Source organism: Brevundimonas sp. GW821-FHT12C05 (genome assembly GCF_058807475.1).
In genome coordinates, this window is sequence record NZ_JBXAQS010000002.1 from 424,977 (window position 1) to 436,440 (window position 11,464).

The following is an 11,464-nucleotide window of genomic DNA, read 5'->3' on the forward strand; positions in this document are numbered from 1 at the left end:
GGAGCCCCCCAATGAAGACCCGCCTGATCCTCACCGTCGCCGCCTCGGCCCTGCTGCTCGGCCTGCCCGCCGCCGCTCCCGCCTTCGCCCAGACCGCCGCCCCGACCGCCGGTTCGGTGGTGGTGCCGCCGCTGGGCTTCCAGGAGCGCACCCTGCCGAACGGTCTGAAGATCTACACGGCGCGGGACACCTCGACCTCGAACGTGACGGTGCAGGTCTGGTACAAGGTCGGGTCCAAGGACGATCCCGAGGACCGGTCGGGCTTCGCCCACCTGTTCGAACACCTGATGTTCAAGGCGACGCAGAACTTCCCGGACGAGACCTTCGACCGCCTGACCGAGGACGTGGGCGGCAACAACAACGCCTTCACCTCCGACGACGTGACGGCCTATCACGAGACCGTTCCGGCCAATCACCTGCAGCGCCTGATCTTCGCCGAGGCCGATCGCCTCGGTTCGCTGGTGGTCAATGAATCCGTCTTCGCCAGCGAGCGCGACGTCGTGAAGGAGGAATACCGCCAGGGCGTTCTGGCCAGCCCCTATGGCCGCTTGTTCAGCCTGTTCGTTCCGGCGACCATCTATCGGGACCATCCCTACCGCCGCTCGACCATCGGTTCGATCGAGAACCTCGACGCCGCCACCATCGAGGACGTGCGCCGCTTCCACGCCACCTACTATCGCCCGGATAACGCCTATCTGATCGTGGCGGGCAATTTCGACCAGGCCCAGCTGGACGGCTGGATCAACCAGTATTTCGGCCCGCTGACCAACCCGTCGCGTCCGCTGCCGACCAACAATGTGCGTGAGCCGGAGCCGACGGCGCCGCGCGAAGCCACCTTCTATGCGCCCAACGTGCCCCTGCCCGCCGTAGTGCTGGCCTGGCCCGCGGTGCGCTACGGAGATCCGGACCGCGCCGCCCTGACCGTGCTGGACGGCATCCTTTCCACCGGCGAGAGCTCGCGCCTGTACCAGGCCCTGATCTACGACCAGAAGATCGCCACCCAGGCCAGCTCCAGCCTCGACGCCGGCCAGCAGGCCGGCGCCGTCGTCACCTACGCCATCATGGCCGAGGGCGAGACGCCCGAAGCCGGTCTGGCCTCGCTGCGGGCCGAAGCCGCCCGTCTGCGCGACGCCCCGGTCACCGAGGCCGAGCTGACCGAAGCCAAGAACGAGCTGGTCGCCGGCGCCCTGCGCGACCGCGAGACGGTCGAGGACCGCGCCAGTGCGCTGGGCTGGTCGCTGATCAACACCGGCGACGCCGCCGCCGCCGACCGCGAGGTCGCGGCCCTGCAGGCGGTGACCGCCGCCGACATCCAACGCGTCGCCCGCCGCTATCTGACGGATCAGCGCAGCATCGCCATCCGCTACCTGAACGCCGACGATCAGCACCCGGTCACGGCCCAGTCGGTCGACGTGGAAGCCCCGGTCAAGGTCGCCGACCTGGCCCCGGTCGGCCGCATCTTCGAACTGCTTCCCGAGGCCCAGCGCGTCGCGATTCCGGCGGCCGGTCCGGCGGTGGATCTGGCCACCCCGGCGGTCGAGACCTTTACCCTGGCCAACGGCCTGGACGTCTATGTCGCCCGCAAGCCAGGCATGCCTCTGATCTCGGCCCGTCTGGGTCTCGCCGCCGGTTCGGCCGACGACGGCGCCAAGGCCGGCCTGTCGGTGCTGACCGCGGGTCTGCTGACCCAGGGCGCCGCCGGCCGTTCCGCGCCGGAGATCGCGGCCGAGATCGAACAGCTGGGCGCCCAGGTCGGCGCCTCGTCCGGCCCGGACTTCTCCAACGTCTCGGCCAATGCGCCGTCCGACGTCTTCCCGCGCGTGCTGGGCCTGATGGCCGATCTGGTGCGCCGCCCGGACTTCGCCGCCGAGGAAGTCGAACGTCAGCGCGACCAGTCGCTGGATGGCCTGCGCGTGCAGCTCAGCTCGCCCGGTCCGGTCGCCGCCATGGCCGCGGGTCGCCTCGTCTATGGTGACGCGCCCTATGGCTCGCCCTCGGGCGGCACGCCCGACAGCCTTCCGGGCCTGACCCGCGAAGACGTGGTCGCCTTCCACGCCAGCCGCTACCGGCCGGAGACCGCACGCCTGATCTTCTCGGGCGACATCACCGTGGCCCAGGCCCGCGCCCTGGCGGAGCAGGCCTTCGGCGACTGGCGCGCCACGGGCCCCGCGCCCGCCCCGCGCGCCCATCCCGCGGGCGCGGCCACGACCCCGCGCGTCGTGGTCATCGACCAGCCGGGCGCCGGCCAGGCGGCGGTCTATGTCGCCATGCGCAGCATCGCGCGCAGTGACGGCGACTACTTCCCTCTGACGCTGGGCAACACCCTGCTAGGCGGCAGCTTCACCTCGCGCCTCAACCAGGAAATCCGCATCAAGCGCGGCCTCAGCTACGGCACCCGCTCGAACATGGGCGTCCGTCAGGACCAGGGCGCCTTCGTCGCCTCGGCCCAGACCCGCAACGACGCCGCGGTCGAGGTGTCCGACCTGATTCTGGCCGAGATCGCCCGTCTGTCGAACAGCCGTCCGACCGACAGCGAGATGACCACGCGTCAGGCCATTCTGTCGGGCGGTTTCGGCAGTTCGCTGGAGACCGTCGACGGTCTGGGCGGCCTGGTCGCCGGCCTGGCTCTGTACGATCTGCCGATGAGCGACCTCGCCGCCTACGTCGGCCGGGTCGAGGCGATCACGCCCGATCAGGTGCAGGCCGCCTTCGCCGAGCATCTGCCCGCCTCGAACGCCAGCCTGGTGATCGTCGGCGACGCCTCGAAATTCCTCGAGGCGCTGCGCGCCAAACACCCGAACGTCGAGGTCATCCCGCTGACCGACCTCGACCTCGACACCGCGGCGCTGAAGTAGGGCGCGATAGTCTCCCTCCCCCTCGTGGGGAGGGAGAATTCCTTCAGTTCCTACACCGACAGACACACCACCCGCGCCACCCGCAGATCGCGGCGCAGGCTGTCGGCGACGAGGAAGTAGTTGTCGATCGTGACCGCGCGGCTGGTCAGAGGCTCATCGGCCTTCTGAACCCCGCGCATCGCCGGCAGGAAGGTGTCGGGCGCGGTCGTGTAGATGCGTCCGCGGCGCGGACTTTCGGCGATGGTCACTCCGACCACCCGGCCCTGACGATCCATCACCGGCGCGCCCGACAGCCCCGCCAGAGTGCCGCCCAACCCGTCGGTCCGGCCGACCTCGGCCCAGACCAGGACCGGCTCGGAGCGTTCGCCGCGGCCGCGAATGTTCAGCGTCTCTCGACCCAGCAGGCGCGAGGTCACCTCGCCCGCCCGCGCCTGCGGAAAGCCGGGGTGGAAGCCTCTCTGACCGGCGCGCAGCGTGCCGGGCGGGGCGATGGGCAGGGCTGGCGGTCCGCCGGCGGTTTCCAGCACGGCGATGTCAGCCCGCGCCGCGAGGCGCACGTCGGCGGCCACGGCCCGTCCGCCGCCCACCATGATGGCCGGCCGGCGGCACCCTTCGACCACGTGGCGGGCGGTCACCCAGCGGCCCGAACGAGCGATGGAGAAGGCGGTGCCGGTGCTGGGCTGGAAGGGAATGTCGGGGGCGTTGACGGTGACCGCCGGATCGAAGGGCGTCACCGGCCCCAGCAGGGCGCCTTCGACGTCGTCCGGGGCCGCCGGGGCCGCCGGGGCGTCCGCGTTCTCGCGATGGGCCAGCGACGCGACCAGAAGGGCTCCGAGCACCGACGAATAGATCAGCCAGTCGGGAACCCGCATCCGATCAGCCCGTGAGAGCCGCCGCGAGGATCACCGCGGTCGCCAGCTTGGCGCCGACCAGCAGGACGGCGGCGGAGACCTCGCCCTCGCGGATGCGTTGGGGCAGACCGGTGAGCAGCAGGTCGACGACGCGGAAGGCCAGCAGCTGCAGCGCCAGGGTCGCGACGCCCCACAGGGCGATGTCCTTGATCGAGGTGGAGACGCTGAGCGACACCGCCAGCGGCACGGCCAGTCCGACCAGCACCCCGGCGAAGGCGACGGCGGCGGCGGCGTTGCCCTCGCGGATGAGCGCGATCTCCTTCCACGGCGTGAACAGGGCGTAGACCACGGCTCCGACCAACAGCAGGCCGAGGGTGACGGCCAGATGGGCCATCGTGGTCGGGAAGCCGGTCGCGAAGGCCTGCACCTCGGCGCTTTCGAGCACATTGGAAAGGGACGAGGAGTCCATGAGGGTCCGGCTGGTCAGGGGGGTCGAAAACGATTGCCCGTTTTTCGCCCCAATCCGCAAGCGCGTGGAAGCCACAGGTGGTCAAGATTGGTGACGGCGTGTGTCTGGGAGGCGCGATTAGGGGGTAGGGATTAGCGGGCCGATGCGGACACGCCAGTGATCGGGCCCCTGACCCGGCCGATCACTAATCACTTCTGGCCCTCAGGCCGCTTCCGCGTTCTCGCCGCCGTCCGCGCCAGCCTTCCGCAACGCGCTCGCCCGCACCTTCTCGCTTTCAGACTTCAGCTGACCGCAGGCGGCCAGGATGTCGCGGCCTCGCGGGGTGCGGATCGGGCTGGCGTAGCCGGCCTTGTTCAGGATGGCGGCGAAGCGCTCGATCGTCTTCCAGTCCGAGCACTCATAGTCCGTGCCGGGCCAGGGGTTGAACGGGATCAGGTTGATCTTGGCGGGGATGCCCTCGATCAGCTTCATCAGGGCGCGAGCTTCGTCGGGGCTGTCGTTGACGCCCTTCAGCATCACGTACTCGAAGGTCACGCGGCGCGCGTTCGACAGGCCCGGATAGGCCCGGATCGCCGCCATCAGCTGCTCCAGCGGATACTTCTTGTTCAGCGGCACCAGCACGTCGCGCAGCGGATCGTTGGTGGCGTGCAGGCTGATCGCCAGCATGGTCTGGGTCTTCTCGCCCAGCTCGGCGATCTTGGGCACGACGCCCGAGGTCGACACCGTGATCCGGCGGCGCGAGATGGCGATGCCTTCGTTGTCCGAGATGATGTCGATGGCGTTGGCGACGTGGTCCAGATTGTACAGCGGCTCGCCCATGCCCATGAACACGATGTTCGACAGGCGGCGGCCTTCCTTGGGCGACGGCCATTCACCCAGGTCGTCACGGGCCACCTGCACCTGAGCCACGATCTCGGCGGCGGTCAGGTTGCGCACCAGCTTCTGGGTGCCGGTGTGGCAGAAGGTGCAGTTCAGGGTGCAGCCGACCTGTGAGGACACGCACAGGGCGCCCGCCCGGCCGACGTCGGGGATGTAGACGGTCTCGATCTCGATGCCCGGCGCCGTGCGGATCAGCCATTTGCGGGTGCCGTCCTTGGACACCTGCCGCTCGACGATCTCGGGGCGGGCCAGGGTGAAGGCCTCGGCCAGCCTGGCCTGCATGTCCTTGGCGACATTGCTCATCGCCGCGAAGTCGGTGACGCCGTAGTGGTGGATCCAGCTCCACACCTGCGACGCCCGCATCTTGGCCTTCTCGGGCGGGCAGACCCCGGCGTCGACCAGCGCCTGCCGCAGCTCCGCGCGCGTCAATCCGGACAGATTGACGGGGGCCGCGGGCGGCGTTGCGGTCGTGCGCGAAAGGTCGAGCGTCAGGCTCAAGGCGGCATCCTTGGGTGGTGGGGAACGCGCCTTATACCACAGATCGCGCTGGTTTTAAGGCGGAGGCGGGCGGGTCAGTCCGCCTCGTCCTCGATGTGGTGGATCTGGTCGTCGTCCAGCCCGAAATGGTGGCCGATCTCGTGGATCAGGACGTGGGCGATGATCTCGCTCAGGCCCACATTCCCGCGCTCGCACCATTCGTCCAGGATCGGGCGGCGATACAGGAAGATGCGCGAGGGCGCCGCCGCCGGGCCCATGCTGTCCCTCAGGCCGATGTCGACCCCGTGGTACAGGCCCGTCAGCTCGAACGGGTCCTCCATCCCGAACCCGGCCAGCACCTCGTCGCTGGCGAAGTCGTCGACGCGGATGACCACGTCTCCGGCCAGCCCCTTGAACGGTTCGGGCAGGGCGTCGAACGCCTCGCGCGCCAGACGGGCGAAGTCCTCGAGGGACGGGGCGAGTTGGTCGGTCCAGGGAGAGGGCATGGGGGATAAGTGAGCAGGCGACGGGCGACAGGCAACAGGCAAAGCGCCGGCTTGTCGGTCCAGAGCGTCGCACCACCCTGCAACCCTACGCCCTAGCCCCCCGCCCCTCATGCGTTATGGTTACCGAATCGGAGCGTGGGAGCTGATCGACAGACAATGGCCGAGGCGGACATCGCCTATGTCGCGACCGCGGGCGCCGCGGGTCTCGCCCTGGCGCTCAGCGCCTGGGCCGCGCGGCTGCGTGGGCGGCTGGCCGATCGCAACCGGGTGCTCGAGGCCGCCATGGCGCGGGCCCACGCCGACATCTCCGCCCGTGACGGCGCCCTTGCCGCCTTCGAGGACGTGCGCATCGCCCTGACCCCGGGCGGCGGCGCCGATCGGCTGGGCTCGCCCGCCACCTGGGATGTGATCGTCCGTGATCTGACGAACGACTCTGACGTGGTCCTTTCCGATCCTGTCCTGGTCGTGCTGGACGCCGTCCGCGCCGCCGCCGGCGCGCGCCTGGACGGCCTGATCGATCGGGGCGAGGCCTTCGACGCCGTATTGGAAGGCCAGTCCGGCGCCTGGGCGGTCGAGGGCCGGTCCGCCGCCGGCGCCGCTTGGCTGCGGCTATCTCGCCTGGGCCTGATCGGCACGGCGGCCGAGAGCGGGCTGGGCCTGTTGGCCGACTATTATCCGGCCCCAACCTGGGTCGTCGACGCGGGCGGACGGCTGGCCTGGGCCAATCGCGCCTGGCTGGCCGAGATGAAGGTCGAGACCGCCGAGACCGCCCGCGACAAGGGCCTGACCTTCGACCGCGGCGCCGACGCCATCGTCGCCGAGGCCGGCCGCCTGCATCAGCGTCAGGAAGGCTTCCGCTGGACCACGGGCGGCGGTCGCCGCCGGGCCTGGCGCATCGTGGCCGAGCCCGCGCCGGGCGGCGGCGTGCTGGCCTTCGCCCTGGACATGACCGAGGCGGAGGAGACGCGCGACACCCTGCGCCGTCACGTCGAGGCCCATGACGAGACCCTGAACCACCTCGCTGACGCGGTCGCCATTTTCGGCCCGTCCAAGCGGTTGGCCTTCCACAACACCGCCTTCCAATCCCTGTTCAGCCTCGATCCCGCCTGGCTGGACGAGCGCCCGACCCATGCTGAGCTGCTGGATCGGTTGCGCCAGCGCCGGCTGCTACCCGAGGTGGTCGATTACGCCGGTTGGAAGGCGCGTGAGCTGGACTTCTACGGCGCCGCCGCGGCCGCCCCGGACGACAGCTGGTCCCTGCCCGACGGCCGCACACTGCGCATGGTGCGCCAGCCGCACCCGCTGGGCGGCGTCCTTCTGCTGTTCTCGGACATCACCGATGAGCTGAAGCTGCGCAGCCGCTTCAACGCCCAGATCCAGGTCCAGACGGCCACCCTCGACAAGCTGAACGACGCCGTCGCCGTGTTCGGCTCGGACGGCCGCATCCGCCTGCACAATGAAGCCTTCGAGACCTTCTGGGGCGTCAGCGGCGACCAACTGCGCGCCGCCGGCGACTTCGACGCCGTCGCCGCCCTGTGCCAGACCACCATGCCCGATCCCAGCCTGTGGCTGGGCCTCAAAGCCCGGGTCGCCGACCCGGATCCGGAAAGCCGGGTGCCGATCTCCGGCGAGGGCCGCACCGTCGACGGCCGCGTCGCCTCCTGGCAGACCCGCCCCCTGCCGGATGGCGCGACCCTGGTCGCCTTCTCCGACGTCACCGCCCGCCGCGACCTGGAGCAGGCGCTGGCCGCCAAGGCCCAGGCGCTGGAGGAATCCACCGCCCTGAAGCGCGAGTTCGTGGGCAGCGTCTCCTATGAACTGCGCACTCCGCTGACGACCATCGTCGGCTATTCCGAACTGCTGGAGCTGCAGGGTGAACTGCCCGAACGCAGCCGCCAGCACGCGGGCGCCATCCGCGTCGCCGCCAGTCAGCTGGCCAGCTCCATCGACGACGTCCTGGACATGGCTCAGATCGACGCCGGGGAGATGGAGCTGACCCTCGGCGATGTCCGGGTCTGCGACTTGCTGGATGCGGCCGCCGACAAGGTCCGTGCGCGGATCGAGGGGCGGGGGGCGACCCTGACCGTCGCTTGTCCGACCGGACTGCGGCCCATCCGCGCCGACGCCCAACGGGTCGGCCAGGCGCTCGAACATCTGTTGGATAACGCCGCCCGCGCGGTGGGCGACGGCGGCGGCGTCAGCCTGATCGCCGAGGGCGCGCCGTCCGAGGTCCGCATCCGCGTCGAGGACACGGGGCGGGGGATTCCCTATCACCTGCAGGCCCACGTCTTCGACCGCTTCGTCCGGCGCGAGCGTGGTGGTCCGGGCGTCGGCCTGGCCCTGGTGAAGGCGCTCGTCGAACTGCACGGCGGCTGGGCCGAGGTCGAGAGCGAGCCCGGCAAGGGCGCGGCCTTCATCCTGCACCTGCCGCTGGAAGCGGCCGGGGTCGCGGCCGCGCCGGAGTTGCGGCTCGGCTAGTTTGGTATAGAGCGGCGGAACACCTCTGGATTTCGCCCATGGCCAAGCTTCTCAAGACCGCCCTCATCTATGATTTCGACGGCACCCTCGCGCGTGGCAACATGCAGGAGGTCACCTTTATTCCGTCGATCGGGATGGGGATCGGCGACTTCTGGGCCGAGGCGGAGGCTCTGACCAAGGACGCCGACGGCGACGGCATCCTGATGTACATGCAGCTGATGCTGGCGCACGCGCGCCAGAACAACGCGCCGATCACCCGCGAGACCCTGCGCGAGCACGGCCAGGACGTGAAGCTGTTCGACGGTCTGAAGAACGACCTGACCGGCAAGGGCTGGTTCGACCGAATCAACGCCAAGGGCGCCGAATACGGTCTCGACATCGAGCACTACATCATCTCCGCCGGGCTGGAGGAGATGATCGACGGCTGCCCGATCCGGGACGAGTTCCACCACGTGTTCGCGTCGAAGTTCGTCTACGACAAGGACGGCGTCGCGATCTGGCCGGCGGTGGGCGTCAACTACACCACCAAGACCCAGTATCTGTTCCGCATCAACAAGGGCGTGCTGAACCACTGGGAGCACGACAAGATCAACAAATTCATGGCCGACGACGACCGGCCGGTGCCGTTCGAGCGGATGATCTTCCTCGGCGACGGGGACACCGACGTGCCGACCATGAAGATGATGCACACCAAGGGCGGCTTCTCGATCGCGGTCTATGATCCGCGTTTCAACGAGAAGGATCAGAAGAAGATCTACTCCCTGATCTCCGAGGATCGGGTCAATTTCGTCGCCGCCGCCGACTACCGCGAGGGCTCGGCGCTGGACCTGATCGTGAAGGGCCTGATCGGCCGTATCGCCATCAACGCCGGGACGATGCCCGACGGGGTGTGAGCTAGCTTCGCGCCCTGTTCCGCTCCCGGACAAACGCCACGAAGGCGGCCAGGGCGGGCGGCGCATACCGGCGCGAGGGGTAGTAGAGGAAGGGTCCGTCAAACGGCGGCAGCCAGTCCTCGAACAAGGACACCAGCCGTCCCGCGGCGATGTCGTCGCGCGCCCAGGCCTCGAAGGTGGCGAAGAAGCCCAGCCCGTCCAACGCCGCCATCCGGGCCATCGATGCGTCGCTGATGGTCAGCGGTCCCTGTGGCTGGATGCGGACGGTCCGCCCGTCCTTCTCGAACTCCCACGCCATGACCCCGCCGGGCAGCCGCATCCGCAGGCAGGGCAGGGCCGCCAGGTCCTCCGGCCGCTCCGGCCGTCCGACCCGGTCCAGCAGCGCGGGAGCGGCCACCAGCACGAACCGCTCCAGCCCGCCCAGCGGCACGGCGATCATGTCCTTGTCCAGCCGTTCGCCGTAGCGCACGCCGGCGTCGAATCCCTCGCCGACCACGTCGGTGAAGGCGTTGTCGATCACGATCTCCATCTGCACGCCCGGGTGGGTCGCCAGGAAGGGCGCGATCAGCGGCCCCAGCGCCGTGTCCGCCGCGCCCGGGGCATTGATCCGCAACCGCCCCACCGGAGCGTCGGCGGGTAGGCCGGTCGCCGCCACCGCCTGCGCCAGATCCTCCAGCGCCGGACCGATCCGCGCCATCAGGGCCTCCCCGGCCTCGGTCGGACTGACGCTGCGGGTGGTGCGGTTCAGCAACCGGACGCCCAGCCGGTCCTCGAGCGCCCGAACGCGCTCGCTCAGGCTGGACGGCGACACCCCCGCCTCGGCCGCGGCGCGGCGGAAGCCGCGATGGCGGACCACGGCGGCCAACAAGGCCAGATCGTCATAGGAAGGGTTCATTGTTCGTTATTCCGAACGGCTCATGCGGACATTGGCGGATTATCGAACGACGGGGAAGGGCGCACATACCGCTCCACCGACAAGGAGATCCCCGATGACCGCTTCCTTCCCCACCCGCCGGCTCGGCCGCACCGGCCCTGAAGTGTCCGCCCTCGGCCTCGGCTGCATGGGCATGTCCGGCATGTATGGACCGGCCGACCGCGCCGAGAGCATCGCCACCATCCACGCGGCCCTCGACCAGGGCATCACTCTGCTGGACACCGGCGACTTCTACGGCATGGGCCATAACGAGATGCTGATCGGCGAGGCCCTGAAGGGCCGCGACCGCGACGGCGTCATCCTCAGCGTCAAGACCGGCGCCTTGCGCGACCCCGACGGCGCCTTCAACGGCTACGACAGCCGCCCCGAGGCCCTCTACAATTTCGTCGCCTATTCGCTGCAGCGTCTGGGCGTCGACCACATCGACATCTACCGCCCGTCGCGCCTCGATCCGAACGTGCCGATCGAGGAGACCATGGGCGCCCTGACCCGCATGGTCGAAAAGGGCTGGATCAAACACATCGGCCTGTCCGAGGTCGGTGCTGAAACCATCCGCCGCGCCGCCGCCGTCGCCCCCATCGTCGACTTGCAGATCGAATACGCCCTGATCACGCGCGGCATCGAGGACGACATCCTGCCGACCTGCCGCGAGCTGGGCATCGGCGTCACCGCCTATGGCGTGCTGTCGCGCGGCCTGATCAGCGGCCACTGGTCCAAGGACCGGGTTCTGGGACAGGACTGGCGCGCCGCCGGCCCGCGCTTCCAGGGCGAGAACCTGGACCGCAACCTGGCCCTGGTCGACGCCCTTCGCGCCGTCGCGGAAGGCCGGGGCGTGTCGGTCGCGCAGGCCGCTATCGGCTGGGTGGCGGCGCAAGGCGACGATATCGTTCCGGTCATCGGCGCCCGCACCCGCGAGCGCCTGGCGGAGGCGCTTGGCTCCCTCGACGCCGCCCTGACGCCCGCTGACCTCGCCGCGCTGGAGGCCGCCGCGCCCAAGGGCTCGGCCGCCGGCGCCCGCTACCCGGAAGCCATGCTGGCCCATATGGACAGCGAACGCGGCTAAGGTTGCATCCAAAGGGTCCCCCGGCGACGACTACTCCATGAAGGCGGATGGTCCGCCGG

Annotated in this window: 9 protein-coding genes; 4 read left to right on the forward strand and 5 right to left on the reverse strand. The window is 69.8% G+C overall.

Annotation, left to right across the window (positions count from 1 at the left end; translation table 11 throughout):
* The first annotated feature begins 11 nt into the window (after positions 1-11).
* Positions 12-2,855, forward strand: coding sequence for a M16 family metallopeptidase (locus AC1RRF_RS11460; protein WP_492834580.1), 2,844 nt, complete (start codon positions 12-14; stop codon positions 2,853-2,855).
* A 50-nt stretch (positions 2,856-2,905) separates the two neighbouring features.
* Here AC1RRF_RS11460 and AC1RRF_RS11465 read toward each other — a convergent pair whose 3' ends face one another.
* The 4 genes from AC1RRF_RS11465 to AC1RRF_RS11480 all read right to left on the reverse strand — a co-directional run bounded on the left by AC1RRF_RS11465 (position 2,906) and on the right by AC1RRF_RS11480 (position 6,037).
* A complete protein-coding gene (locus AC1RRF_RS11465; protein WP_492834582.1) occupies positions 2,906-3,727 on the reverse strand; it encodes a S1 family peptidase in 822 nt (273 codons plus the stop codon).
* Between the two features lie 4 nt (positions 3,728-3,731).
* Entirely contained in the window at positions 3,732-4,175 is a 444-nt protein-coding gene (locus tag AC1RRF_RS11470; RefSeq protein ID WP_291841064.1) for a DUF350 domain-containing protein, read from the reverse strand.
* 201 nt (positions 4,176-4,376) lie between these two features.
* Entirely contained in the window at positions 4,377-5,552 is a 1,176-nt protein-coding gene (gene rlmN, locus AC1RRF_RS11475) for a dual-specificity RNA methyltransferase RlmN (RefSeq protein WP_492834585.1), read from the reverse strand.
* A gap of 74 nt (positions 5,553-5,626) precedes the next feature.
* Positions 5,627-6,037 carry a metallopeptidase family protein gene (locus AC1RRF_RS11480; protein WP_492312031.1) on the reverse strand — a complete coding sequence of 137 codons (411 nt, stop codon included), beginning with the start codon at positions 6,035-6,037 and terminating at the stop codon, positions 5,627-5,629.
* Positions 6,038-6,193: 156 nt separating this feature from the next.
* Between AC1RRF_RS11480 and AC1RRF_RS11485 the strand changes: the two genes are divergently transcribed.
* Positions 6,194-8,515: a PAS domain-containing sensor histidine kinase gene (locus AC1RRF_RS11485; protein ID WP_492834587.1), complete on the forward strand. Its 2,322-nt coding sequence runs from the start codon at positions 6,194-6,196 to the stop codon at positions 8,513-8,515.
* Between the two features lie 38 nt (positions 8,516-8,553).
* Complete coding sequence (locus AC1RRF_RS11490) at positions 8,554-9,408, forward strand: HAD family hydrolase (RefSeq protein ID WP_492834589.1); 855 nt, start codon at positions 8,554-8,556, stop codon at positions 9,406-9,408.
* Between the two features lies 1 nt (position 9,409).
* Here AC1RRF_RS11490 and AC1RRF_RS11495 read toward each other — a convergent pair whose 3' ends face one another.
* Positions 9,410-10,303, reverse strand: coding sequence for a LysR family transcriptional regulator (locus AC1RRF_RS11495; RefSeq protein WP_492834591.1), 894 nt, complete (start codon positions 10,301-10,303; stop codon positions 9,410-9,412).
* A 94-nt stretch (positions 10,304-10,397) separates the two neighbouring features.
* Here AC1RRF_RS11495 and AC1RRF_RS11500 point away from each other — a divergent pair, with 94 nt between their 5' ends.
* Positions 10,398-11,405: an aldo/keto reductase gene (locus AC1RRF_RS11500; RefSeq protein ID WP_492834593.1), complete on the forward strand. Its 1,008-nt coding sequence runs from the start codon at positions 10,398-10,400 to the stop codon at positions 11,403-11,405.
* Positions 11,406-11,464 lie beyond the last annotated feature (59 nt).